Annotated in this window: 20 protein-coding genes; 12 read left to right on the top strand and 8 right to left on the bottom strand. The window is 73.0% G+C overall.

Features of this window, described 5'->3' with window-relative positions; all coding sequences use genetic code 11:
• Positions 1-640: 640 nt before the first annotated feature.
• Positions 641-1,765 carry a PLP-dependent cysteine synthase family protein gene (locus ACIQNG_RS13645; RefSeq protein ID WP_401484783.1) on the top strand — a complete coding sequence of 375 codons (1,125 nt, stop codon included), beginning with the start codon at positions 641-643 and terminating at the stop codon, positions 1,763-1,765.
• 126 nt (positions 1,766-1,891) lie between these two features.
• Here ACIQNG_RS13645 and ACIQNG_RS13640 read toward each other — a convergent pair whose 3' ends face one another.
• Positions 1,892-2,749: a DeoR/GlpR family DNA-binding transcription regulator gene (locus ACIQNG_RS13640; RefSeq protein WP_401440005.1), complete on the bottom strand. Its 858-nt coding sequence runs from the start codon at positions 2,747-2,749 to the stop codon at positions 1,892-1,894.
• 287 nt (positions 2,750-3,036) lie between these two features.
• Between ACIQNG_RS13640 and ACIQNG_RS13635 the strand changes: the two genes are divergently transcribed.
• Positions 3,037-5,478 carry a hypothetical protein gene (locus tag ACIQNG_RS13635; protein WP_401484780.1) on the top strand — a complete coding sequence of 814 codons (2,442 nt, stop codon included), beginning with the start codon at positions 3,037-3,039 and terminating at the stop codon, positions 5,476-5,478.
• Positions 5,479-5,520: 42 nt separating this feature from the next.
• On the opposite strand, the gene ACIQNG_RS13630 is transcribed toward ACIQNG_RS13635, so the two are convergent.
• The 4 genes from ACIQNG_RS13630 to ACIQNG_RS13615 form a co-directional block, all read right to left on the bottom strand.
• The gene (locus ACIQNG_RS13630; RefSeq protein ID WP_401484777.1) at positions 5,521-7,965 is read right to left on the bottom strand and encodes a right-handed parallel beta-helix repeat-containing protein; all 2,445 of its coding nucleotides are present in this window, start codon (positions 7,963-7,965) and stop codon (positions 5,521-5,523) included.
• A 109-nt stretch (positions 7,966-8,074) separates the two neighbouring features.
• Positions 8,075-8,677 carry a hypothetical protein gene (locus ACIQNG_RS13625; protein WP_401484775.1) on the bottom strand — a complete coding sequence of 201 codons (603 nt, stop codon included), beginning with the start codon at positions 8,675-8,677 and terminating at the stop codon, positions 8,075-8,077.
• Positions 8,678-8,935: 258 nt separating this feature from the next.
• Positions 8,936-9,757 (bottom strand): MOSC domain-containing protein, encoded by an 822-nt coding sequence (locus ACIQNG_RS13620; protein WP_401484773.1) that lies wholly within the window; start codon positions 9,755-9,757, stop codon positions 8,936-8,938.
• 42 nt (positions 9,758-9,799) lie between these two features.
• Positions 9,800-10,228, bottom strand: a complete 429-nt coding sequence (locus ACIQNG_RS13615) for a DUF6643 family protein (protein ID WP_401484771.1) — start codon at positions 10,226-10,228, stop codon at positions 9,800-9,802.
• A 310-nt stretch (positions 10,229-10,538) separates the two neighbouring features.
• Here ACIQNG_RS13615 and ACIQNG_RS13610 point away from each other — a divergent pair, with 310 nt between their 5' ends.
• Positions 10,539-11,819 carry a TerD family protein gene (locus ACIQNG_RS13610; protein WP_401485105.1) on the top strand — a complete coding sequence of 427 codons (1,281 nt, stop codon included), beginning with the start codon at positions 10,539-10,541 and terminating at the stop codon, positions 11,817-11,819.
• A gap of 28 nt (positions 11,820-11,847) precedes the next feature.
• On the opposite strand, the gene ACIQNG_RS13605 is transcribed toward ACIQNG_RS13610, so the two are convergent.
• Positions 11,848-13,041 carry a glycosyltransferase gene (locus ACIQNG_RS13605; RefSeq protein ID WP_401484769.1) on the bottom strand — a complete coding sequence of 398 codons (1,194 nt, stop codon included), beginning with the start codon at positions 13,039-13,041 and terminating at the stop codon, positions 11,848-11,850.
• Between the two features lie 39 nt (positions 13,042-13,080).
• On the opposite strand from ACIQNG_RS13605, the gene ACIQNG_RS13600 reads away from it, so the two are divergent.
• The 6 genes from ACIQNG_RS13600 to ACIQNG_RS13575 all read left to right on the top strand — a co-directional run bounded on the left by ACIQNG_RS13600 (position 13,081) and on the right by ACIQNG_RS13575 (position 19,854).
• Positions 13,081-13,872, top strand: coding sequence for a glutamate racemase (locus ACIQNG_RS13600; RefSeq protein WP_401439994.1), 792 nt, complete (start codon positions 13,081-13,083; stop codon positions 13,870-13,872).
• Between the two features lie 76 nt (positions 13,873-13,948).
• Complete coding sequence (locus ACIQNG_RS13595) at positions 13,949-14,494, top strand: hypothetical protein (protein ID WP_401484767.1); 546 nt, start codon at positions 13,949-13,951, stop codon at positions 14,492-14,494.
• 346 nt (positions 14,495-14,840) lie between these two features.
• Positions 14,841-16,448 carry an apolipoprotein N-acyltransferase gene (gene lnt, locus ACIQNG_RS13590; RefSeq protein WP_401484765.1) on the top strand — a complete coding sequence of 536 codons (1,608 nt, stop codon included), beginning with the start codon at positions 14,841-14,843 and terminating at the stop codon, positions 16,446-16,448.
• A 67-nt stretch (positions 16,449-16,515) separates the two neighbouring features.
• Positions 16,516-16,995 carry an NUDIX hydrolase gene (locus ACIQNG_RS13585; protein ID WP_401484763.1) on the top strand — a complete coding sequence of 160 codons (480 nt, stop codon included), beginning with the start codon at positions 16,516-16,518 and terminating at the stop codon, positions 16,993-16,995.
• A 54-nt stretch (positions 16,996-17,049) separates the two neighbouring features.
• Positions 17,050-17,850, top strand: coding sequence for a 3-hydroxybutyrate dehydrogenase (locus ACIQNG_RS13580; RefSeq protein ID WP_401484761.1), 801 nt, complete (start codon positions 17,050-17,052; stop codon positions 17,848-17,850).
• Between the two features lie 66 nt (positions 17,851-17,916).
• Positions 17,917-19,854, top strand: coding sequence for a helix-turn-helix domain-containing protein (locus ACIQNG_RS13575; protein ID WP_401484759.1), 1,938 nt, complete (start codon positions 17,917-17,919; stop codon positions 19,852-19,854).
• A gap of 61 nt (positions 19,855-19,915) precedes the next feature.
• On the opposite strand, the gene ACIQNG_RS13570 is transcribed toward ACIQNG_RS13575, so the two are convergent.
• Positions 19,916-21,412 (bottom strand): MFS transporter, encoded by a 1,497-nt coding sequence (locus tag ACIQNG_RS13570; RefSeq protein WP_401484757.1) that lies wholly within the window; start codon positions 21,410-21,412, stop codon positions 19,916-19,918.
• 203 nt (positions 21,413-21,615) lie between these two features.
• Between ACIQNG_RS13570 and ACIQNG_RS13565 the strand changes: the two genes are divergently transcribed.
• The 3 genes from ACIQNG_RS13565 (at position 21,616) to ACIQNG_RS13555 (ending at position 24,392) form a co-directional block, all read left to right on the top strand.
• On the top strand, positions 21,616-21,756 hold the full coding sequence (locus ACIQNG_RS13565; RefSeq protein WP_401439981.1) for a putative leader peptide: 141 nt from the start codon (positions 21,616-21,618) through the stop codon (positions 21,754-21,756).
• Between the two features lie 236 nt (positions 21,757-21,992).
• A complete protein-coding gene (gene sfnG / locus ACIQNG_RS13560) occupies positions 21,993-23,126 on the top strand; it encodes a dimethylsulfone monooxygenase SfnG (RefSeq protein WP_401484754.1) in 1,134 nt (377 codons plus the stop codon).
• A 48-nt stretch (positions 23,127-23,174) separates the two neighbouring features.
• Positions 23,175-24,392, top strand: coding sequence for an acyl-CoA dehydrogenase family protein (locus ACIQNG_RS13555; protein WP_401484752.1), 1,218 nt, complete (start codon positions 23,175-23,177; stop codon positions 24,390-24,392).
• A gap of 4 nt (positions 24,393-24,396) precedes the next feature.
• Here ACIQNG_RS13555 and ACIQNG_RS13550 read toward each other — a convergent pair whose 3' ends face one another.
• Positions 24,397-25,341 carry a LysR family transcriptional regulator gene (locus ACIQNG_RS13550; protein ID WP_401484750.1) on the bottom strand — a complete coding sequence of 315 codons (945 nt, stop codon included), beginning with the start codon at positions 25,339-25,341 and terminating at the stop codon, positions 24,397-24,399.
• Between the last annotated feature and the right edge of the window lie 93 nt (positions 25,342-25,434).

Here is a 25,434-nt window from a genome sequence, read left to right as displayed (position 1 = left end):
AAAAACGGTACCCACCTGTGCCCCGGACACGTCACGCACCCGCACCCGCGAACGTCACACACCCGCACCGCACCCGGACCCGCGAGCGCCACGCACCCGAGTCCGGGCCACGTCCCGCACCCGCGCCCGAGGCACGTCACCCACCCGCACCCGGCACCGGCCACGCACCCGAGCCAGGACCCGTCCCGCACCCGTGCCCGGGAACGCCCCGCACCCGCGTCCGGGACCCGTCACGCGCCCGTGCCCGAGCCCGTCCGGTGGCCCGGTCGATCCCGTCCCGGCCGACGGCCGGGGAGACCGGCCGGCCTGCCCCGACAGGCATCCGGCGTCCGGCGACCGGATCCGCCGACCACCTTTGCGGAGCCGTACGCTCCGACCCCCGCGCGGTGCAGTGTGCCCCCACCCGCGCTCCCGCACCAGTGGGCCCGGTCCGTTCGCGCCGGGCGCCCGGAGCATTCAGGTGAATGCGCCCCCGCCGCGGCGCGCGTTGCGCGCCCGTCGCGCCGCCCTTCTGCCCGACGTCGGCCTTTGAGCCTCCCAAAGATGCGTTTATGCAGGTGAGGAGCGTACGCAGGGGTGCTTATGATCGAGGTGCCGCCCGCGCGGCGAGAGCGTCGGCGCGCAGCCTAAGGAGCCCGCCGTGAGCACCACTCAGAAGACCCGGCCCGGAGCGACCCTCGATGTCGACCGCACCGACCCGTCCTACCGGGACTGGCTGAAAGAGGCCGTCCGCAAGGTCCAGGCCGACGCCAACCGCTCGGCCGACACCCATCTGCTGCGCTTCCCGCTGCCCGAGGCATGGGGCATCGACCTCTACCTCAAGGACGAGTCCACCCACCCCACCGGCAGCCTCAAGCACCGCCTCGCCCGCTCGCTCTTCCTCTACGGGCTGTGCAACGGCTGGGTCCGCCCCGGCCGCCCGGTGATCGAGGCGTCCAGCGGCTCCACGGCCGTCTCGGAGGCGTACTTCGCCAAGCTGATCGGGGTGCCCTTCATCGCGGTGATGCCGCGCACGACCAGCGCCGAGAAGTGCCGCCTGATCGAGTTCCACGGCGGTCGATGTCACTTCGTGGACGACCCGCGCATGGTGTACGAGGAGTCCGCCCGGCTCGCGGAGGAGTCCGGGGGCCACTACATGGACCAGTTCACCTACGCCGAGCGCGCCACCGACTGGCGCGGCAACAACAACATCGCCGAGTCGGTCTTCCGCCAACTGGAGCTTGAGCGCTACCCGGAGCCCGCCTGGATCGTCGCCACCGCGGGCACCGGCGGCACCTCGGCGACCATCGCCCGCTATGTCCACTACATGCAGTACGACACCCGGATCTGTGTCGCCGACCCGGACAACTCCTGCTTCTTCGAGGGCTGGACGACCGGCGACCCGTCCGTCACCTGCGACTCCGGTTCGCGTATCGAGGGCATCGGCCGCCCGCGCATGGAGCCGAGCTTCGTGCCCGGGGCCGTCGACCGGATGATGAAGGTGCCGGACGCGGCGAGCGTGGCCGCCGTCCGCGCCCTGGAACGGGCCATCGGCCGCAAGGCGGGCGGCTCCACCGGCACCGGACTGTGGAGCGCCCTGAAGATCGCCGCCGAGATGGTCGCCCAGGGCCGCCACGGCAGCGTCGTCACCCTGCTGTGCGACCCGGGCGACCGGTACCTGGACAAGTACTACTCCGACACCTGGCTGGAACAGCAGGGGCTGGACATCACGCCGTACACGGAAGCGATCGAGACCCTGCTGGCGACGGGGGTGTGGCCGGACTGAACCGGCACGGAGCGGCCCCGTAGCGGACCGCACCGGCTCGCACCGGCTCGTCGCCCGCCCCACAGCACCCGCCCCCACCTGCCGGTCCCTACCACCACCCGGAACGGGACGACCGGGGCGGCAGTCTCACCCCACGTCCGCGGTGGGCGGCTCGTCCACTCCGTCGGAGTCGTCCGCGGGCTCGCCCGCGACCACGAGCCGCAGATGCTCGGCGATCTCCGCCCGGTCCGCGGTGCCGAGCCCGGCGTCCGTGACCAGGGTGTCGATCTGCTCCAGCGACGCGAAGGAACTCAGTCCGACCGTGCCCCACTTCGTGTGGTCGGCCACCACCACGACCCGCCGCGCCGACTGCACGAGGCGGCGATTGGTCTCGGCCTCCGCGAGGTTGGGCGTGGACAGCCCCGCCTGCGGCGATATGCCGTGCACCCCGAGGAAGAGCAGATCGAAGTGGAGCGTCGCGATGGCCTGATCGGCGACCGGCCCCACCAGTGAGTCGGACGGCGTGCGCACCCCACCGGTCAGCACCACCGTCGCCGCCCCCTGCCGGGGCCCGGAGGATCGCTGCGCCGCGTGGAAGACGTCCGCCACCCGCACCGAGTTGGTGACCACCGTCAGATCGGGCACGTCGAGCAGCCGCTGGGCCAGCGCGTACGTCGTCGTACCGCCGGAGAGCGCGATCGCCGCACCCGGCGGGACGAGTTCGGCCGCCGCGCGCGCGATGTCCTCCTTGGCACTCAGCTCAAGCCCCGACTTGGCCTCGAACCCCGGCTCATGGGTGCTGGCCTCCACCACCGGGACCGCCCCGCCGTGCACCTTCTCCAGCACACCCTGCCGGGCCAGCGCGTCCAGATCGCGCCGGACCGTCATGTCCGACACGCCGAGCCTGCGGGTCAACTCGTTGACGCGGACGCCCCCGCGCCGCCGCACCTCGTCCAGGATGAGGGCACGCCGCTGCTCGGCGAGGAGGTTCTGATTCTCACTCACGTGACCCCGGTCCTTTCGCCACCGCTCCCTGACACCCCCGCTCCCCGCCGTGACAAGCGGTTCTACGATGTCGGGGCGCGGGACGTCCCATCCTCGCACGGCTCGACGCGGGACGTGGCACCGCGCCCGGGTCGACGCGAGCATGCCCCCTCGGGTCCGCTCCGTCGCCGGTCCGCCTCCACATCAAGGAGATTCGGTGAGGAGGCCGGTCCGCGGACGGCCCAGCGGACATCCTGGGCGCGCCACGAACCAATGCCGCACGGCACCGAAAGGGGAAGTACCCGACAGTGGAACGCGCGCAGGTACGGGCCGGGACGGGCCGGACGCCCGGCCGGGAGCGGACGACGGCTCTGGAACTCCTCGTCCACGGAGTGGGCGGCGCGACGCCCCAGGAGATGCTCGACGACCCGCGCACCGAGCGGGTGACCGGTGACGAGACCGCCGCCATCTACCGGCGGATCGAGGACGTCGACTCCGAACGCGACCCGGACCGGCGCGACGACGGGCCCGCCGGACCCGCCGGACCCGCCGGACCCGTCCAGGAGGCGTACGTCTGGTCCAACCTCACCTCCGGCAACGGCACCCGCGCGCTGTGGCTGTTGCTGCTGCCCTTCATGGTCGTCAACCTCGCGCACTGGATGCGCCCCGCCACCCACGGCCACGCCCGCGCGGTGCGTCTGTACGGACTGCTGGTGCGGCTCGCCGGGCTCACCCTGACGGTGCTGCTGGTGGCGGCGGCCTGCGAGGTCGCCCTCGACCTCGCCGCCTGGCAGTGCGCCGGCGTCAGTGCCTGCGCCGAGCGCAACTCCTGGCTGGGCTTCTTCTCACCCGCCCTCTCCCACGACGGCTGGTGGAGCCTGCCCGGCCGCCGGATCGCCCTGGCGGCCCTCGTCCCCACGGCCCTGGTCACCCTGCTGTGGTACCTCTCCCACCGCACCTGGAGCGCGTACGAGTCGGCCCGACCGATGGGCGGCGACCAAGGAGAGCCGGGGGACGGGCCGGAAGCGGACCCCGGGCGAACGGGAGCGGACCCCGGGCGGCCGGAAGCGGCGGACACCCCCGCCGCCGACCGTGCCGGGGACGACGAGGCGACCTCGCTGACCGCGCTGGGGCGGCCCGGGTTCTGGTTCGGGCGTCGGCTCGTCGCCCGGCTGCGCGCCGCGCACACCGCGGCGGGCCTGCTCACCGTGGCCGCCGCCCTCATCTGGGCCGCCGCCGCGCACGACCGCGAGCCCGGCGGCCCGGCCGCCCTGGAATGGCTCGGCGGCCTCCTCGGCACCGCGCTCGTCGTGGGCTTCGCCGCCGTGCTGTGGGTGGTCTGCCGCCGGGGCCGCAGCGAGCGCCGCCTCGACCGCGAACTCGACCGGCGCCTCGTCCACCGGCTTCCGCTCGCCGCCGTGACCCTGCTGCTCCTCACCGTCGTCTACACCGGCTGGGAGCGCACCGGATGGCGGTCCACCGGCGGACTGCCCGGCGACACGGCGTTCGGTGTCCTCACCCTCGCCCAGGGCCTGCTCGTCGTGGCGCTGTGCGTCGTCGCCCATGTGCTGCACCGCGCCCGCCGCGAACCCCGCTGCGCGATGCGCGGCTTCGGCGGCCCGGCCGTCGCCCTGCTGGCCTGCGCCCTCGGCGGTGTCTTCTCCGGCGGGGTGTCCCAGCGGGTCGCCGACTGGCTGGACGGCCCCGCCGCCGTGATCCCCGGCCCGCCCGTCCTGCTCACCTGGCAGGCGTCCGTCATCCCACCCCTGCTCGTCGTCCTGCTGCTGGTCGCCGGCCGGCTCTGCTACGTCACCCTGAAACTGGCCCGCGCCGAGCGGACCGCCGTCGAGCGCGAGTACCCGCAGGAGGCGGCGGACGACACCCGCCTCCGCAGGATCGCCCGCACCCGCGCGATGGCCGCCCTCACCGACCGGGCACCCCTGCTGATCACCGCCACCGCCCTGACGACCCTCCTGCTCGGCGGGGGCGCGCTGGGCGCGGCCCTGGTCACCGGGGTGACCCCGGCCCGCGCCGCCGAGGACACCCAGCCCTTCCTGCACGGCGCCGCCCAGACCGCGCAGGCCCTCGGCTCCTGGTTGATCGGCGTCGGATTCATACTGTTCGTCGCCTCGGGCCGCCGCGCCTACAAAGATGCCTCCGCGCGCCGCACCATCGGCATCCTCTGGGACGTCGGCACCTTCTGGCCGCGCGCCGCCCACCCCTTCGCGCCGCCCTGCTACGCCGAGCGGGCCGTCCCCGACCTCACCTGGCGCATGGCCACCTGGACCGCACTGACCGGCGGCCGGCTGGTGATCTCCGGCCACTCCCAGGGCAGCGTCCTCGCCGCCGCCGCGTCCTGGCAACTGACCCCGGCGGTACGCAAACGGGTGGCGCTGCTGACGTACGGCTCACCGCTGGAGCGGCTCTACGGCCGCTGGTTCCCCGGGTACTTCGGTCCGGCCGCGCTCAGCGCGCTGCACGAGGACGTCGACTGCTGGCGCAATCTCCACCGCGTCACCGACCCCATCGGCGGCCCGATCGGACTCCCCGGCGACTGCGGCCCCAAGGTCGACCGCGCCCCGCTCACCGACCCGATGGCCTGCGGCCGTACGGCGCTGCATCCGCTGCCCGCGCCGATCCTCGGGCACTCCGACTACCAGGCGGACCCCGCGTTCGCCGAGGAACGCGCCCGGCTGCTGGCCCGGCTGCGGCCCGAGGTGCCGGGGCCACGCCCGCGGACAGCGGAGTGAGCGTCGCACCTCACGGAGGCGGCGCCGCCTCGGCGCCACCTCTCACGGCAGTTCGGGCAGGTCCTCCGCGAACAGCAGCGACAGATCGTCCGTGGTGGGCTCCTGGACCTGGGCGACCCGGCTCGCGTGCCGCTCGACCATGGCCTCGAACGTCTGCCGCGCGGTACGTCCGTTGCCGAACGCGGGACCCTTCGGGAGTTCGGCGAAGTACTTCTGCACCGCCTCCGCCGCCCCCGGTGCCAGCCGGTACTCGTGCTCCTCGGCCTGCTGCCGCACGATCCTCAGCAGTTCCTCGGCGTTGTAGTCGCCGAAGGTGATGGTCCGCGAGAAACGCGACGCCACACCGGGGTTGACCGAGAGGAACCGCTCCATCTCGGCCGTGTAGCCCGCGACGATCACCACCACCGCGTCCCGGTGGTCCTCCATCAGCTTCACGAGCGTGTCGATGGCCTCCTTGCCGAAGTCACGGCCCGAGTCCTCCGGCGACAGCGCGTACGCCTCGTCGATGAACAGCACCCCGCCACGGGCCCGCTCGAACGCCTCCTGGGTGCGGATCGCCGTCGAGCCGATGTGCTCGCCGACCAGATCCACCCGGGAGACCTCGACCAGATGCCCCTTCTCCAGCACCCCGAGCGAGGCGAGGATCTCGCCGTACAGCCGGGCGACCGTCGTCTTGCCGGTGCCGGGGGAGCCGGTGAAGACCAGATGCCGTTTCACGGAGGCCGCCTTGAGACCGGCCTCCCGGCGCCGCCGCCCCACCTCGATCATGTCGGTGAGCGCCCGCACCTCACGCTTCACACTGTCCAGGCCCACCAGCGCGTCCAGCTCGCCGAGCACCGCCGTGGAGGTGCGCGCGGCCGACTGCGGCTCCGGCACCACGGACACGACCGGTTCCTGCTCCGCCGTGCGCTGCCCCGGGATCGCGCCCAGCAGCCCCGGCGTCCCGCCCGCGGTCTGCACGGCCGGTTCCGGCGCCGGGGTCACCGACGGCCGTATGCCGCCGCTCTCGTCGCTGGTGCAGTCCTCCACGACCGGGCCCCCGCCTGTCGCGTCCGGCCCGCCGTCCGCGAACTCGTACCCGCCGCGCGCGCACCGCTCCGTACGGCACTTGCGCAGGGTCGTACGGCAGCCGTCTATCACATGGAAGCCGTAGCCGCCGCTGCCCGTGACCCGGCAGCCCGTGAAGGTGCCCCGGCCGCCCGCCGACACGTAGAAGCCGGCCTCGGCGGGGGAGTCGACCGTGCACCGCTCCACGCTCGGGTCGGCGCCCTTGGTGACGATCACCCCGGTCTGCGTGCCCGACACCGTGCAGTTGCTCAGGGTGCCGCCGCTGCCGTGGTCGCGGAACCAGGCGCCGGTCGCGGCGTCCCTGATCCGGCAGTCGTCCAGCTGGGCGGTGGCGCCGTCGCTCACCGACACCGCCGTGTTGCGCACCTGGGTGAGATCGCTGTCCACGACGTCCGCGCGCGATCCGCGGTCCAGGACGAACAGCGCGTCCGGCACATCGTGCACCCGGCAGGAGTCCAGCACCGCCGTGGCGCCGTCGCTCACCCACACCGCCGGATAGTCGCCGGTGCTGTCGAAGATCTCGCACTGATTGGCGTCCACCCGGGTGCCCGGGTCCCACACCGACAGCCCGTTGCGGCCGAACTGCCGCACGCTGGTGCGGGTCAGCGTCAGCACCGAACGCGAACGCAGGTCGACCGCGTTCTCCGGGATGTCGTGGATCCGGCAGTCGGCCAGCGTCAGCACGGCGTCCGTGTCGAGGGTGACCCCGTCGGCGGTGGTGCGGTGCACATCGCAGTCGGTGAGATGGGCGGTGGCCCGCGCGGTGATCTGCACCCCGCTGCCCCGCACCTCGTAGACCTCGCAGCCGACGGCCTCCAGCGCCGAGTTCTCCCCGGTCGCCGTCAGGCCCACGCCCGAGGTGTGGTGGATCCGGCAGCGCTCCAGCCGCGGATGGGCGCCGCCGCGCACCGCGACCCCGGCCTGTCCGGCCGCGACCACCTCGCACTCCTCGAACACCCCGCCCCCGCCGTCGAGCACGGCGATCCCGATGCCCGCCGGATTGTCGACGGTGCAGCGGCGCACGGTCGGCCGCGCCCCGCCGCGCACCTCGATGCCCGCCGCGGACCGGGTCACCACCCGTACGTCCGTCAGCTCGGGCGCCCCCTCCTCCACGAGCAGGGCGGGCGCCGCGGCGTCCTGGCCCTCCACGAGCAGATCCTGGACGACCGCCGAGGCCCGCACGGTCAGCGGCACCCCGTCGACCGGGGCGATGCGCACCGAGCCGGGGGAGCCCTCCGGGCCGCGCAGCGTCACCGCGCGCTCGACCACGAGGTTCTCCCGGTAGGTGCCGGGGGCGACGGTGAGCACGTCACCGTCGGCCGCGGCCTCCAGGGCGGCGGCGAGCGAGCTGTACTCACCTGTGCGGCGCCGCCACCGCGACGTGCCGGTGTGCGTCACCTGGACCGTGCCCTGTGCCATGGCTTTGCTGTGCCCCCACCTCGTCGTACGCGGGTCTGCTGCCGAAGGGGTTCGGCCGGTCCACCGTAGCGTGAGCGCGGACGGTGGGTTGACCAGAGGCCGAAGGCCGTCAACTGCCCGTCCCGGTCCGGCCCCAGTCCGGGCCCGCGCGGTCCCACGCCTGGTCCCAGCGGGCGTACCGGTGTCTGACCAGCCGCCACAGGACCAGCCGTCTGGCGACCTCGACCAGCCCGGCCGTCACGAGGGCCGCGCCGAACCCGGCGAGGGCCGCGTGCGTGGCGGCCGTGGCCGGATCCAGCGGTCTGGCGACCTTCTGCCCGGCCCGGTCGGTCCAGATCGTGAACGTGTCGCCGGGCCGCGGTGCCGACAGCGCGGTCAGGACCGGCTCGCGGCGCTCGTCGCCGTCGGGCGCCGTCCAGAGGGCCAGCACCCGGCTGCGGGCGTCCGCCGACCCGGCCTCGGGGTCCGCGCCCACCACACCGCCGCCCAGTCTGCGCACCACCGTGGCCGTCACCTCCAGCCGGGAGTCGCGCTGTTCACGGATCGAGCGGTCCAGCGTGTCCTGGGCGGCGGAACCGGCCAGCACTCCGATCACCGGCGCCACCACCAGCATCATCGACAGGGCGACGAGCGCCGCCCAGCACTCCACGAGGTCGCTCGCGCGGCACAGCGGATTGTGCCGCCAGCGCCACAGGCCACTGATCGCTCGCACGGTCCGCACCCCCTTCCCCGTTCCGTGATAACCCGAACCGGAGCCGGGCGCCCGGGAGTCCGGCCGAAGAGAGAGCGAAATCACCTCCGCCGGACCTCCCCAGGAACTCCCCGGTTTCCGACGACCGAGGACCGGCTTCGGGCTCTCGGCGACGGAGGACCGGCGACGGAGGACCGGCGACCGGCGACCGGCGACCGGCGCTTCGGGGCCTCTGGGCCACTGGGCCTTGGGACCCCGGCGCTTCGGCGGGGTGCCCCGCTACCCGTGCACCCGGACCGGGTCGCCCACGCGCAGCGTGCCGCGGTTCAGCGGCACGAGATTCTGGCCGAAGACCAGCTTGCCGCCGATCCGGCGCCGCTGGCCCAGCGTGAACAGGGGCTCCTTGCCGCGCTCCGAAGTGACCTGGTCGGTCGTGGTCACCACACAGCGCCCGCACATCTTCGCCACCCGGAAGCGCACCTCCCCGATCTCGACCCGCGTCCAGTCGTCCTCCGCCCAGGGCTCGGCCCCGGAGACGACCACATTCGGCCGGAAGCGGTTCATCGGCAGCGGCCCCTCCGCCGCGTGCCGACCCTGCGCGATCAGGGAGTTGAGCGCGTCGAGGGAGGCGACCGAGGTCAGCAGCAGCGGATAGCCGTCGGCGAAGCTGACCGTCTCACCGGGCCGCGCGAACGCGGGGTCCACGGGCCGGCGCGCGGCGGGGTCGTCCATGTGCACCAGCCGTACCGGGGCCCGCAGGAACGCGCTGCACCACGCGTGCGCCGCGGCGTCCGCGGGCACACCCTCCACCTTGTCCCCGAAGATCTCCAGCGTGACGGTGCCGCCCGGCTCCGGCACGTCCACGGCCAGCGGCTCCAGACTGGGCGCGGACAGCAGGACGCCGCCGGGCAGCAACTCGGCGGCGGCCTGCGCGAGACGCGGCTGCTGGCGTTGTGTGACGACCTTTCCCCCGTCGTCGATCAGCACCCAGCGTCGGTCACCGGCCGGCCCCCAGGGCTCCACGGCGCACTCCCGGAGCGACAGGCCCCGGAACGCCTTGACCGGATGGACGTGGATCGACTGCAGCCGCGGGTTCCCCATACGGACATCGTGCCAGGTGGCGCCGGTGATCCGCGGAGGGAATCAGTACCCGCGGTACTGCTGGTTGTTGTACGGGTCCTGGTAGCCGCCCGGAGCGGGGCGCGGGGCGGCCGGACGCATCGCCTCGTACCCGGTGCCGGGGCCGGCCGGCCGGGGCGGCTGCTGCTGCGGGCCCGGATAGCCGCGCGGCGCGGTGGCCTGCGGCGGGATGTACGCGGCCGGGGCCTGCTGGAGCGGGGCGGGCTGCGGGTAGCCGTAGGAGCCGTAGGTCGGCTGCGACGGGGCCGCCGGGAGCGCGGGCAACGCCGACGGCAGCGCGGGCAGATGACCGCCGGTGTCGTAGGCGGCGGGGACCCGGATCGGGGCGATCTGCGGGGTGCCCCGCTCGGCCACGAGTGAGTCGTAGATCGGTGTGTCCGGGAAGGAGGCGGAGTAGTAGCCGCCGCCATAGGTGGAGCGGGGGGAGGTCATGGCACATAAGTTAAGCCCACGATGTGCTGGTTGTGGAGACCGATAAGAGGGTTGATTTCCGTGTCGGCGGTGACGCGGGATCGCCAATGCGAGCGAACCTGGGGAAAAAGGGCAGCGGCGCGCGTTTGAATCCTGTAAAAGCTCAGTTCCGTACGGGTTACCGGCGGTTGACCATGGAGTGTTCACGCGCGTGCCGTGGGCGCACGGCGGCCCCGGGGAATAGGTTGGTCGCACGCGGAACGCCACGGGTCCGGAACGCCGGGCGGCGTACCGCACACGAGCGCAGCACAAGATGGGGGCGGACATGACAATGCCGAAAGGGTCGAACGTCCCGGTGCCCACCACGGCACTACGGGTCGAACTGGGCTGGGGGACCGGGGCGTCGGTCCCCGACGTGGACGCCTCCGCGCTCGTCCTCGTCGGGGGGAAGGTCCGCTCCGACGCCGACTTCGTCTTCTACAACCAGCCGGCCCATTCCTCCGGCGCCGTGCGCCACGTGGGCAAACACGACAGCGGAGGCCGGGTGACCGACTCCCTGATCGTCGACCTCGCGCGCGTGGAGCCCGCCGTCGAGACCGTCGTCCTCGCCGCCTCCGCCGACGGCGGCACCTTCGCCCGCGTCCCCGGTCTGTACATCGAGGTGCGCGATGAGGGCCGCGACACCGCCGTCGCCCGCTTCGACAGCACCGGCGCGAGCGTCGAGACCGCGTTCGTGCTCGGCGAGTTCTACCGCCGCCAGGGCGCCTGGAAGTTCCGCGCCGTCGGCCAGGGCTACGACCGCGGACTGGCGGGCCTCGCCACCGACTTCGGCATCACGGTGGACGAGCCCCAGCAGCCGGCCGCACCCCCACAGACCCGCGCCGCCACCCCACCCCCACCGGCCCCCTCACCGGCCCCCGCCTCCTCCGCGCCCGCACCGGCCCGCCCCGCGGCCCAGCCGCCCGCCCGGCCCGTACGGCTGACCAAGGTCACCCTCACCAAGGCCGCCCCGTCCGTCTCCCTGACCAAACAGGGCGGCACCTCGGGCGCGCTGCGCGTCAATCTCAACTGGGAGACCCGCAAGCAGTTCAAGGGCTGGGGCAGCAAGATCGGCCGCGCGGTCGCCCTCCACGGCGACCTCGACCTGGACCTGTGCGCCCTGTACGAACTGACCGACGGCAGCAAAGGCGTCGTCCAGGCCCTCGGCAACGCCTACGGAGCCCTGGACCGACCGCCGTTCATCCACCTCGACGGCGACGACCGCACCGGCGCCGTCACGAGCGGCGAGAACCTCACCGTCAACCTCGACCAGCAACGCCGCTTCCGGCGCATCCTCGTCTTCGTCACCATCTACGAGGGCGCCCGCTCCTTCGCCGACCTGCACGCCACCGTCACCCTCAGCCCGCAGCACGGCGCCCCGATCGACTTCTCCCTGGACGAGTGCACGGTCCCCTCCACCGTCTGCGCCCTCGCGCTGATCACCCACGACGGCGGCGACCTGATCGTCCGGCGCGAGGCCCGCTACCTCGTCCCCGAACGCGGCGTCAGCCCGCAACGCACCGTCGACCACGCCTACGGCTGGGGCATGAACTGGACCCCCGGCCGCAAGTAGCCGCCCGCACCGCACCGCACCGCGCCGCTCAGCCCTCGTCCGCCACCGCGTCCGGACGGGCATAGGTACGGCCCTTCCAGGCCGCGCCGCGCCCCCGATGGTGCTGCACCGCCGAGTCCACCGTCATCAGCAGATACAGGAACGCGGTGAACGGCAGCAGCGGGGCGAGCCACAGCGGCAGACCGCAGTACCGCAGCATCGGCCCATACGTCCCCGTCATCACCAGCCACGCCGCCGCGCCCAGCAGCGCGGTCGGCACCTCGCCCGTCACCACCCCCACCAGCACGGCGACGGGCGGCACCAGATACACCAGGGCGAGCCCGGCCACCGTCCCCACCACCAGCGCCGGACTGTGCCGCAGTTGCGCGTAGGCGCTGCGCGACACCATCCGCCACAGATCGTGCAGCCGCGGATACGGACGCACGCTGTCCACCCGCTCCGCCAGCCCCAGCCAGATACGCCCCCCACTGTCCTTCACCGCGCGGGCGAGCGCCACGTCGTCGATCACCGCGCCGCGGATGGCGTCCGGGATCCGCGCCCTCTCCACCGCCCGCGCGCTCAGCAGCACACAGCCCCCGGCCGCGGCGGCCGTACGCGACCCCGTACGGCTGATCCACCGGAACGGATACAACTGCGCGAAGAAGTAGACGAACGCCGGCACCACGAGCCGCTCCCAGCCGCTCACCACCCGCAGCCGGGCCATCTGGGACACCAGGTCGTAGCCGCCCCCGTGGGACGCCTCCACCAGCGCGCGCAGACTGTCGGGCTCGTGGGCGATGTCCGCGTCCGTCAGCAGCAGGAACTCCGGTCCCCGCGCGCGGGCCAGCGCCAGCCCGTGCCGCACCGCCCACAGCTTGCCGGTCCAGCCCGCCGGAGGCTCACCCGGCGAGTCCACCGTCAGCGTCGGTCCGTCCCGTCCGTCCGCCAGTTCCCGCGCCAGTTCCCCGGTGCCGTCGGTGCTGCCGTCGTCCACCAGGATCACCTCGGCCCGCCCCGGATACTCCTGCGCGAGCAGCGACGGCAGACTCAGCGGCAGCACACCCGCCTCGTCGCGCGCCGGGACGACGACACAGACGTACGGCCACACCTCCGGCTCGACGCGACGGGGGAGCCGTACATCGGTGCGCCAGAAGAAGCCCTGGCACAGCAGCAGCCACGACCAGGCGGCGAGTGATCCGGCGGCGATCCAGGCGAAGACGGTCACCCGCGCAGTCTGCCGCACGGCACCGGTCCGACACGGGCCATCGTCTATGGTGGCCGAGTGAAGATCGCGCTCATGGACTCCGGAATCGGCCTGCTCGCGGCGACCGCCGCGGTACGACGCCTCCGCCCCGACGCGGATCTCGTCCTCTCCCTCGACCCCGACGGCATGCCCTGGGGTCCGCGCACCACCGAGGACCTCACCCGGCGCGCGGTGACCGTCGCCGAGGCCGCCGCCGCCCACCGCCCCGAAGCCCTGATCGTCGGCTGCAACACCGCCACCGTGCACGCCCTGACCACCCTGCGCGGGCTGCTGGAACCCGGCCTCCCGGTGATCGGCACGGTCCCCGCCATCAAGCCCGCCGCCGCCCGCGGCGGCCCCGTCGCGATCTGGGCCACCCCCGCCACCACCGGCAGCCCCTACCAGCGCGGGCTCATCCGTGACTTCGCCGACGGCGTCCACGTCACCGAAGTCCCCTGCTGGGGACTGGCCGAGGCGGTCGAGCGCGCCGACGAGCACGCGATCGACGCCGCGGTGGCCGCCGCCGCCGCGCTGACCCCGCCCGAGGTCACCACCGTCGTCCTGGGCTGCACCCACTACGAACTGGTCGCCGAACGCATCCGCGCCGCCGTCCAGCGGACCGGCGCCCCGCCCCTGGCCCTGCACGGCTCGGCCGGAGCGGTGGCCGCCCAGGCCCTGCGCCGCATCGGCGGCCGGCCCCGGCCCGAGGCCGCGCCCAGCGGCACCGTCACCGTGCTGCTGAGCGGCCGGCCCGGCATGCTGCCCGAGCCCGCGCTCGCCTACGCGGAGGGACGGCTGCTGGGGGCGACGGCCCCCGCCCGGCTGTCCTGACACCCGGTGGACCGTCCGGGCCAATCACGGTGCGCAGCCAGGGGCCCGCGCAGCGAAACCTGAGTAGTCTCGAAGCATGAGGGACCTCCCCCAGGACACAGCCGCGTCGCACCCGGACGTCTGGACCGGGCACGCCACCAATCGCGTCCAGTGGCTGCTGGCGCTGGTCGGCGCCGCCTGCGTGGCGCTCGGCATCCAACTGGCCGTGGACTCCGCGTGGACGTCCGGCTCGGCCCCCCTCGTGATGTCCGTGGTGGGCTGCATCCTGGCCGGACTGCTCGTCCTCTTCGGCACCCTCGCCTTCGTCAGCGTGGCCCTGCGGGTCGACCAGGACTCCCTGGAGGTGCGCTGCGGCCACATCGGCGTACCGCGCCGTCGCATCCCCCTCTCCCATGTCGCCGGAGCCGACTTCGTCGCCCACGTCACCCCCCGCCACTGGGGCGGCTGGGGCTACCGCTGGCGTCCCGAGAAGGGCACCGCCGTCGTCGTACGACAGGGCGAGGGCCTGGTCCTGCGGTTGTGGGACGGACACACGTTCACGGTCACGGTGGACGACGCGGAGGCGGCCGTACGGGTCATCCGCGAACGCCTGCGGGCGATCACCCCCGACGCGGCACACTGACCCGCCGACGGCCACGGCACCCGCCCAGGCTGCACCGCCGTATCGCCGTATCGCCGTCTTGCCGTCCCGCCCGTCCGGCCCGTCCCGCGCCGTACGCGGCGCCCGTTCACCCGTTCGGAGGCGCCCCGTCCTCCTCTCTCCGGCGCGGTACCTCCTCCGCCGGCGGGCGCGCGGTGGCCGGCCCCGCCAGCACCCCGGCGGCCGGGGTGGGTGGTCACCGGCCGTGGGCGGGCCGGGTCGGTTCCGTGACGTACCGCCCATGGCCCCAGGCCCCAGGCCCCACGGCCCACGGCGCACGCGCGGACCGTCCTGTCGGTGGCTCAGGATGCGGCCGTACACTCCCGGAGTGACCGTCACCGCACCCGCCGCCGGCGGACCGGACCAGGCCGAACCCCAGCCCGCGCCCGTCGCGCGCCGCTGGTTCGCGCGTCTGGTCCCGCCCGCCGCAGCCGCGCTCTCCGGAGTGCTGCTCTACGTCAGCTTCCCGCCCCGCACCCTGTGGTGGCTGGCCCTGCCGGCCTTCGCGGTCTTCGGCTGGGTGCTGCGCGGGCGCGGCTGGAAGGCGGGACTCGGTCTCGGCTACCTCTTCGGCCTCGGATTCCTGCTGCCGCTGCTGGTGTGGACCGGCGTGGAGGTCGGCCCCGGCCCCTGGCTGGCGCTGGTCGTCATCGAGGCGCTCTTCGTCGCCCTGGTCGGCGCGGGCGTCACCGCCGTGGCGAAACTCCCCGCCTGGCCCGTGTGGGCCGCCGCCGTGTGGATCGCCGCAGAGGCGGCCCGCGCGCGGGTGCCGTTCAGCGGCTTCCCCTGGGGCAAGATCGCCTTCGGCCAGGCCGACGGGGTCTTCCTCCCGCTCGCCGCCGTGGGCGGCACCCCCGTACTCGGCTTCGCCGTCGTCCTCGCGGGCTTCGGCCTGTACGACGTCGTCCGCCTCGCCCTGGAGACCCGCCGTACGCGCGCGGTACACCGGGGCGCCGCCGTGGCGGCCCTGCTCAGCGTGGCCGTACCCGTCCTGGGCGCCTTCGCGGCCCGGCCGCTGGTCAGTGACGACGCCGAGGCGGGCACCGCCACGGTCGCCGTCGTCCAGGGCAATGTGCCGCGCGCGGGGCTCGACTTCAACTCCCAGCGCCGCGCCGTCCTCGATTACCACGCGCGCGAGACGGAACGCCTGGCCGCCGACGTCGAGGCCGGCGAGGTCCCCCGGCCGGACTTCGTGCTGTGGCCGGAGAACTCCTCCGACATCGACCCCTTCACCAACACCGACGCCTACGCCGTGATCGACCGGGCCGCCAAGGCCATCGGCGTGCCCATCTCGGTCGGCGGCGTGGTCGAGCGGGACGGCAGGCTGCTCAACGAGCAGATCCTGTGGGACCCGGTGAAGGGACCCACCGACACCTACGACAAACGGCAGATCCAGCCGTTCGGCGAGTACCTGCCGCTGCGCCCGCTGATCGGGGCGATCAACAGCGAGTGGACCAGCATGGTCGCCCAGGACTTCAGCCGGGGCAGCGAACCGGGCGTGTTCACCATGGGCGGCGCCGAGGTCGGCCTGGTCACCTGCTACGAGGCCGCCTTCGACTGGGCCGTGCGCTCCGAGGTCGTCGACGGAGCCCAGATGATCTCCGTGCCCAGCAACAACGCCACCTTCGGCCGCAGCGAGATGACCTACCAGCAACTCGCGATGTCCCGGGTCCGCGCGGTCGAGCACAGCCGCACCGTCACCGTCCCGGTCACCAGCGGCGTCAGCGCGATCATCATGCCGGACGGCACGATCACCGGGCGGACCGGCATGTTCGTCCCCGACACACTGGTCCAGGAAGTGCCGCTGCGCAGCTCGCAGACGCCCGCCACCCAGATGGGAATCCTGCCGGAGGTCCTTCTGGTGCTGGTCGCGGCCGGCGGGCTCGGCTGGGCGGTCACCGCCGGTGTGCGCCGCAAGCGCGCGGGTGGCGCGTAACCGTACGACCGCCGTACGCCCGCCGAACGGGTCGGGACCGGTCGAACGGGACCGTTAGGGTCGGGACATGGCTACTCCTGACTTCATCACCACCCTGCGTGAGTCCGCCGGTCATCAGCTGCTGTGGCTCCCCGGGGTCACCGCCGTCGTCTTCGACGACGAGGGCAGAGTGCTGCTGAACCGGCGTTCGGACACCCGCACGTGGTCCTTGATCGGCGGCATCCCGGACCCGGGCGAGCAGCCCGCGGCCTGCGCCGTGCGCGAGGTGGAGGAGGAGACGGCGATCCGCTGCGTCCCCGAGCGGGTCGTCCTGGTCCAGGCGCTGTCGCCGGTGACGTACGAGAACAGCGACGTCTGCCAGTACATGGACATCACCTTCCGCTGCCGGGCGCTCGGCGGCGAGGCACGGGTCAACGACGACGAGTCGCTGGACGTCGGCTGGTTCGCCGTCGACGCCCTGCCGGACCTCAGCGAGTTCGGTGTGCTGCGGATCAAGCAGGCCATGGCGGAGGCACCCACATGGTTCGCCCCCACGAGTTCCGGATGAAGTGTGGAGCCTGACCACATGGGTCGGGGGTCGGGCGGCGCCTAGGGTCGATCCATGACCACCCCCTACGCCGCCCCGGCCCCCTACGCCGCCCCGCTCGACCTCGCGGGCCGCACGGCCCTCGTCACCGGTGCCGCCGGCGGGATCGGCCGTGCCTGCGCGCTGCGGCTCGCTTCCGCCGGGGCCGACGTCAGGGCGGTCGACCGGGACGCCGAGGGACTGGACGCGCTCGCCGGACAGGCCGCCGGCCTGCCGGGCACGGTCGAGCCCCGGGTGCTCGACCTGACCGACCTCGACGCCGCCGAACAGGCCGCCGCGGGCACCGACATCCTGGTCAACAACGCGGGGCTGCAACTGGTCCGGCCGATCGAGGACTTCCCGCCGGACGTCTTCCACACCGTGCTCACCGTAATGCTGGAGGCCCCCTTCCGGCTCATCCGCGGCGCCCTGCCGCACATGTACCGGCAGGGCTGGGGCCGCATCGTGAACGTGTCCTCCGTCCACGGACTGCGCGCCTCGCCCTACAAATCGGCGTACGTCGCCGCCAAGCACGGACTGGAGGGCCTGTCGAAGACGGCGGCCCTGGAAGGCGCCGCCCACGGCGTCACCTCGAACTGCGTGAACCCCGGGTACGTCCGCACCCCCCTGGTCGAGCGGCAGCTCGCCGACCAGGCACGCGCCCACCGCCTCCCCGAGGACCGGGTCCTCACCGAGGTGCTGCTGCGGGACAGCGCGATCAAACGCCTGATCGAACCGGAAGAGGTCGCCGAGGCCGTGGCCCAGCTGTGCGGACCGCACGCCGCGTCCGTGACCGGCACCTCACAGGTCCTGGACGGCGGCTGGACCGCGCACTGAGCGGACGGCGAGAGAGTTGCCCCACACGGCTGACGGGCCGGCCGGACCATGGGTCATCCTGTGCACATGTCCCGCGATCACCTGCAGTCCGCCGAACGCCCCGCCGCCGCGGCCCCACGGGGCGACGCCGAGGCGCCGTTCCTGGAACTGCTGGCCCGGGGCGCCTCCGCCGACGCCTACGAGCAGCCCGCGCTGCTGGCCCGCGCCGAGGGCGCCCCGCCCGGCCGCGTCGCCGCGCTCGCCGACGCCAGGCTGCTCGCGCTGCGGGTCCGCGCCGACCTGGAGGGCCGCCGGCGCCGCGAGGCCGAGCTGTCCGCGCTCTTCGAGACCGCCCACGACCTCGCCGGACTGCGCGATCTGGACGCCGTGCTCCAGGCCATCGTCCAGCGCGCCCGGTCCCTGCTCGGCACCGACATCGCCTACCTCAGCCTCAACGACCCGGCACGCGGCGACACGTACATGCGGGTCACCGAGGGCTCGGTCGCCGCCCGCTTCCAGCAGCTGCGGCTGGGCATGGGCGAGGGGCTCGGGGGCCTGGTCGCCCAGACCGCGCGGCCGTACGTCACCGACGACTACTTCCAGGACGACCGCTTCCAGCACACCACGTCCATCGACGCGGGGGTGCGCGACGAGGGCCTGGTGGCCATCCTCGGCGTACCGCTGACGCTCGGCCCCCATGTCATCGGGGTGCTCTTCGCCGCCGACCGCCGTGCCCGGGTCTTCGAGCGGGAGCAGATCGCGCTCCTCGGCTCCTTCGCGGCGCTCGCCGCGGCGGCCATCGACACGGCCAACCTGCTCACCGAGACCCGGTCCGCGGTCGCCGACCTGGAGCGGGCCAACGAGATCATCCGCGACCGCAGCGCGGTCATCGAGCGCGCTTCCGAGGTGCACGACCGGCTCGCCGAACTGGTCCTGCGCGGCGGCGGGGTGCACGACGTGGCGGCGGCGGTCGGCGAGGTCCTGGAGGGGACGGTCGAGTTCACCGAGGCGGACACGGCACCCTCGGCCCCCCTGGAGGCGTCCCGGGCGGAGGGACACGCGGTCCGTCACGCGGGGGACTGGATCGCCGCCGTCGCCGCAGGTGACGAACTCCTCGGCGCGCTGGTGCTGCGCGGTCACCCCGGCCTCGACCCGGTCGACCAGCGCACCCTGGAACGTGCCGCGATGGTCACCTCCCTGCTGTTGCTGGCCCGCCGCTCCGCCGCCGAGGCCGAACAGCGGGTACGCGGTGAACTCCTGGACGACCTGCTGGACGCCCACGACCGGGACCCGCGCCTGCTGCGGGACCGCGCGGCCCGGCTGCGCGCCGACCTCGACGCCACCCATGTCGTCCTCGCCGCCCGGCTCGACGGCCCCGCCGCCGACGCCGACCAGGAGGCCGCCGCCCGCCGCCGGCTGTGGTCCGCCGCCTCCCACCTCGCCGCCACCCGGCACGGACTGGCCGCCGCCCGCGACGGCGGCACGGTGCTGCTGCTCCCGCTCACCGACGGCGAGAGCGCGACCGCCGTGGCCCGCCGCACCGCCCGCCAGCTCGGCACGGCCGTGCGCGAGGCCGTCACCGTGGGCGCCTCCGCCCCCGTCGCCCACCTCGCCGGCCGCCCCGACGCCGTCGCCGCCGCCTACGCAGAGGGCCGCCGCTGCCTCGACGCGCTGCGCCTGCTCGGCCGCGTCGGGGACGGCGCCGCCGCCGAGGACTTCGGCTTCCTCGGCCTGCTGCTGGCCGGGGACCGCGACATCGCCGGCTTCGTGGACCGCACCATCGGTGAGGTGGTGGCGTACGACGCACGCAGAGGCACGGAGCTGCTGTCCACGCTGGACGCCTATTTCGCCTGCGGGATGAGCCCCGCCCGCACCAAGGACGGGCTCCACGTCCACGTCAACACGGTGGCACAGCGCCTGGAGCGGGTGGGCCGGTTGCTGGGGGAGGACTGGCAGAGCCCGGCGCGCGCCCTGGAGATCCAACTGGCGTTGAGACTGCACCGACTGTCCGCGCCGGGCACGTAGACCGGCCCTCGCACGCGGAGCGGCGTACGAGGGCCGGGCCGGAGCCGGGTGACCGGGGGCGTCAGAGAGAGCGCACGTCCGCCTTCTCACCCGCGCCGGAGCCACGTCCCGACCCCGATGCGGAGCCAAGATCCTGCCCGTCACCGTCACCGTCACCGTTGCCGTCGGCGGACGGCCCGATGTCGTTGAGATCCCGGTCGCGGGTCTCCTTGGCCACCCCCACGGCGATCAGTGTCAGCACGGCGGCGGCGATCACGTACAGCGCGATGGGGGTGGAACTGTCGTGGTCGGCGAGGAGGGCGGTGGCGATGAGCGGGGCCGGGGCGCCGGCGACGACCGAGGAGAACTGGGCGCCGATGGAGGCGCCGGAGTACCGCATACGGGTCGCGAACAGCTCGGAGAAGAAGGCGGCCTGGGGCGCGTACATCGCCCCGTGCAGCACCAGGCCCACGGTGATGGCGAGCAGGATGTTGCCGAAGCTCGCCGTGTCGATGAGGGCGAAGAAGGGGAACATCCACAGCCCGACCCCGGCCGCGCCCAGCAGATACACCGGCCGCCGCCCGATCCGGTCCGACAGGGCGCCCCACAGCGGGATCACGGCGAAGTGCACCGCCGACCCGATGAGCACCGCGTTCAGCGCGGCCTGCCTGGAGAACCCGGCGGAGGTGGTGGCGTAGACGAGGATGAACGCGGTGATGACGTAGTAGCTGATGTTCTCCGCCATGCGCGCGCCCATGGCCACGAGGACATCACGCCAGTGATGGCGCAGCACGGAGACGAGCGGCATCCGCTCGGCGGCCGACCCGGACGTCCGCGCCTCGCCCTTCCGCACCTCGCCCTTCCGCGCCTCGCCCTTCCGCGCCTCGCTCTTCCGCGCCTCGGCCTGCGCGAGGGCCTGCTGGAACACCGGCGACTCGTCGACGGACAACCGGATCCACAGTCCTACGACGACCAGCACTCCGGAGAGCAGGAAGGGGACGCGCCAGCCCCAGCTGGTGAAGGCGGCGTCCGACAGCACGGCGGTGAGGAACGAGAGCACACCGGTGGCGAGCAGTTGCCCCGCGGGCGCCCCGGTCTGCGGCCAGGACGCCCAGAACCCGCGCCGGCGGGCGTCCCCGTGCTCGGACACCAGCAGGACGGCGCCGCCCCACTCCCCGCCGAGCGCGAAGCCCTGCACCAGTCGCAGCACGGTCAGCAGGACGGGCGCGGCGGAGCCGACGGTGGCGTGCGTCGGCAGCAGCCCGATCGCGAAGGTGGCCCCGCCCATCAGCAGCAGGCTCAGGACCAGCAGCTTCTTACGCCCGAGCCGGTCCCCGTAGTGCCCGAAGACCAACGCCCCGAGCGGCCGTGCCGCGAAGCCGACGGCGTACGTCAGAAAGGACAGCAGCGTGCCGACGAGCGGGTCGGAGTCGGGGAAGAACAGCTCATTGAAGACGAGGGCGGCGGCGGAGCCGTAGAGGAAGAAGTCGTACCACTCGATGGTGGTGCCGATGAGACTGGCGCCGACGATGCGCTTGAGGTTGGAAGGAGCTGGTGGAGCAGGGGAGGGGGACGACATCGGCACCACTTCCTGGCAGTTGACGGGGACGTTTCCGTGTCGCCACACGCTAGGAAAGCACAGGTCACAGGCGTATGTGGTGGGGCACCATAGTTCTGGGCGCGGGTGTGCGTCGGGGCGCCATGTGGGCGGGGGATCGATCGGGAGGGCAGCACGCCGATCGGTGAACCCTCGCCATTGCCTACTCGACCTGACAGGTAGGGATGGATACTCTGCTGAAGCGGCACAAGCCGCCCGTCCCACGGCTGGGAGCAGTTCCCATGAGCACGCGACAGGACTTCACGCGGAGGCGGCACATCGACCTCGCCCGCGTCGCCAGTGCCTTCTGTCGTCGCGCCGCTTGAGACGCGGCCCGCTCCACCCGCTCCGTTTCGCGAGCCCGTGATCCTTCCGGGCCGCGGCCGTCCCCGCTGACGTCCCCTGGCCCTGCTGCTCTCGCCCGGCCCTGACCCCGCCGTGCTGCCCTGCCCCGCCTCCCTCGCCCCTCCTTGCCTCGACTGTGCTGCCCCCACCGGCGCCGGGCCGGTCCGGCGTGCCCCGCTCCGCCATGCCCTCCTCACCTTCCGTACCGGGAGTCGCCATGCCCGTTCCACTCTCCGCCGACCCCGTGCGCTTCGCGTACTGGGTGCCCAACGTCAGCGGCGGTCTGGTCACCAGTCGGATCGAGCAACGCACCGACTGGGGTTACGAGTACAACCGCAAGCTCGCGGTGCTCGCCGAGAACAACGGCTTCGAGTACGCCCTCAGCCAGGTGCGCTACATGGCCGGCTACGGCGCCGAGTTCCAGCACGAGTCGACCAGTTTCAGCCTCGCCCTGCTCCTGGCCACCGAACGGCTGAAGGTCATCGCCGCGGTTCACCCCGGATTGTGGCAGCCCGGGGTGCTGGCCAAGCTCGGTGCCACGGCCGACCATCTCTCCCACGGCCGCTTCGCGGTCAACGTCGTCAGCGGCTGGTTCAAGGACGAGTTCCTCGCCCTCGGCGAGCCATGGCTGGAGCACGACGAGCGCTACCGCCGCTCGGAGGAGTTCATCCGGGCACTGCGGGCGATCTGGACGGAGGACCACGTCGAGCAGTCCGGCGACTTCTACCGGATCCATGACTTCACACTCAAGCCCAAGCCGCTGAACACCCCGGAACGCCCGCACCCGGAGATCTTCCAGGGCGGCAACTCCACCGCCGCGCGGGCCATGGCCGGACGCGTCTCGGACTGGTACTTCTCCAACGGCAAGGACTTCGACGGTGTCACCGAGCAGATCGACGACGTCCATGCCTCCGCCGCGGCGGCCGGACGCCCCGCGCCCCGCTTCGGCCTCAACGGCTTCCTGATCGCCCGCGACACCGAGGCCGAGGCCCGCGACACCCTGCGCGAGATCGTCGCCAAGGCCGACATCGAGGCGGTACGCGGCTTCGGCGCGGCCGTCAAACAGGCAGGACAGTCCACCGGTGACCGCAAGGGCATGTGGCAGGACTCCAGCTTCGAGGATCTGGTGCAGTACAACGACGGCTTCCGTACCGGCCTCATCGGCACACCCGAGCAGATCGCCGAGCGCATCGTCGCCTACAAACGGCGCGGCGTGGACCTGCTGCTGCTGGGCTTCCTGCACTACCTGGAGGAGGTGGAGTACTTCGGCCGCCGCGTACTCCCCCTGGTCCGCGAGCTGGAGGCACAGCAGTCCACCGACCAGGGCGAGGCCACTCCGGCACTCGCCTGACGCACCCTCACCCACCCCGCACAGCACCACAGAAGAGAGGTCTCACTGATGAGCACCGTCGCTACGACGCAGTGGCAGGGCGCCCCCACCCCCGAGGACGCCCAGGGCTGGATCGCGCGGGCCGCCGAGGTCGCCGCCGTCCTGGCCACCGACGCCGCCGCCCGGGACAAGGCCGGCGCGACCCCGCACACCGAGATCCGCCTGCTGAAGGACTCCGGACTGGTCACCCTGCTCGGACCGGTCGAGCACGGCGGAGCCGGCCAGGACTGGACCACCGCCTACCGGGTGGTCCGCGAGGTTGCCAAGGCGGACGGCTCGATCGGCCAGCTTCTCGGCTACCACTACCTGTGGAACTGGGCGGGCCGCCTGGTCGCCACCCGCGAACAGTGGGAGTTCGTCGAGGCCGAGGCCGCCCGCAACCAGTGGTTCTTCGGCGGCGCGGTCAACCCGCGCGACCACGACGTCGTCGTCACCGAGGACGGCGACGACCTGGTCTTCACCGGCAGCAAGAGCTTCTCCACCGGCAGCAAGGTCTCCGACGTCACCGTGCTCGAAGGGGTTCTGGAGGGCACCGACAAGCATGTCTTCGCGATCGTCCCCTCCGACAGCGAGGGCCTGACCTTCCACGACGACTGGGACAACATCGGCCAGCGCCTGACCGAGAGCGGTGGAGTCACCCTCGACGGCGTACGCACCCCCTGGAGCTCTGCCGCCGGTTATGTGGACAAGGAGTTCCAGCCGCGCGTCTACAACACCCTCAACGTCCCGATCATCCAGCTCGTCTTCGTCAGCTTCTACCTGGGCATCGCGCAGGGCGCACTGGAGACCGCCGCCACCTACACCCGTACCAAGTCGCGCTCCTGGCTGCACGGTGGATACGAGCAGGCGGTGGACGAGCCCTACGTCATCGACATCTACGGCGACCTGACCGCCAAGCTCTGGGCGGCCGAGGCCCTGGCCGATGCGGTCGCCCTCGAAGGCCAGGCCCTGCATGACGACCCCGACGCCGTCACCGAGCAGGCGCGCGGGGAGTTCGAGGTCCGGGTGGCCGCCGTCAAGGCCCACGCCACCGAGGTCGCCCTGGAGGTCACCAGCCGGATCTTCGAGGTCACCGGTGCCCGCGCCACCGCCTCCGCCGAGGGCCTCGACCGCTTCTGGCGCAACGTCCGCACCCACACCCTGCACGACCCGGTCGCCTACAAGCGCCGCGAGGTGGGCCGTCACGTCCTCACCGGCGAACTACCGGAACCCACCTGGTACTCCTGACCGTCTACGGGGCTTCCGGTCCGATTCCGACGGCGGGCTGACCCGCCTGCTTGAGGAGTTCCGCCAGTGCGATCAGCGGTGGGCTGGTGCGGTCGGAGCGCCAGACGAGACCGAGTTGGCTGGTGTGCTCAAGACCGCGCACCGGCAGGAAGCGCAGGTCGGTGCGGGCGTGGTGCTCGGTCAGCGGCCGGCAGGCGAGCATCGCGTGCCGGCCCGACGCGGCCAGGGCCATGCCCTGCTGGATCGTGGTGATCCCGGCGGTGGAGAGAATCGGCACACCGGAGGGTGTGACGGATGGGGTGCGGGCGGCTTTCCAGTAGTCGGGGGCGTTTCCGGTGCGGTGCAGCAGGTCGAGTTCCGCCAGCTCCTCCACGTCGATCGTTTCGCGTTCCGCGACGGGGTGATCGGCGCTGAGGACGACGAACTGATCCTGCGGCGGGAACCGGAAACCGACCGTCAGTTCGGGTTCGTGCACCGGGAGTTCGGCGATCGCCGCGTCGACCTCGCCGTCGAGCACGGCGGTGAACGGCGAGCCCAGGGGCAGGTCGGTGGTGTGGACGGCCACTCCATGCTGGTCGTGCAGGGAGCGGAAGGTCGCGGTGACCTCCTCGTAGACCATGCCGGTGAATCCGATCCGCAGTTCCTCCACGGCTCCGCGCATGGCTCGTTCGCGGGCGTGGTCGAAGGTGCGCAGCAGCGCCCGGTAGGCGGGGCGGACCTCTTTGACGAACCGGGCACCGGCAGGGGTGAGGGAGACCCGGCGGCTGGTGCGTTCCACGAGGCGGGCTCCGACGCGGGTTTCCAGGGTTGCGACGAGCTGGCTGACCCGCGACTGTGAACAGCCCAACCGTTCGGCGGTCCGGCCGAAGTGCAGTTCCTCGGCCAGGGTGATCAGGCACTCGATCTGCTGCAGATTCGCCTGGTGCATCGTCGGACGTGGGCCGCTCATGGGAACCAGGCTATCAACCGATCAATCAGTCTGACTCATCGATCGATGAGGAGATCGCTGTTGTTCCCGGCTCCGGGCGGCGATGGACTGGAC

This window comes from Streptomyces sp. NPDC091377, assembly GCF_044757045.1.
Taxonomy (GTDB): domain Bacteria; phylum Actinomycetota; class Actinomycetes; order Streptomycetales; family Streptomycetaceae; genus Streptomyces.
This window is presented reverse-complemented; position numbering and strand designations above follow the sequence as displayed.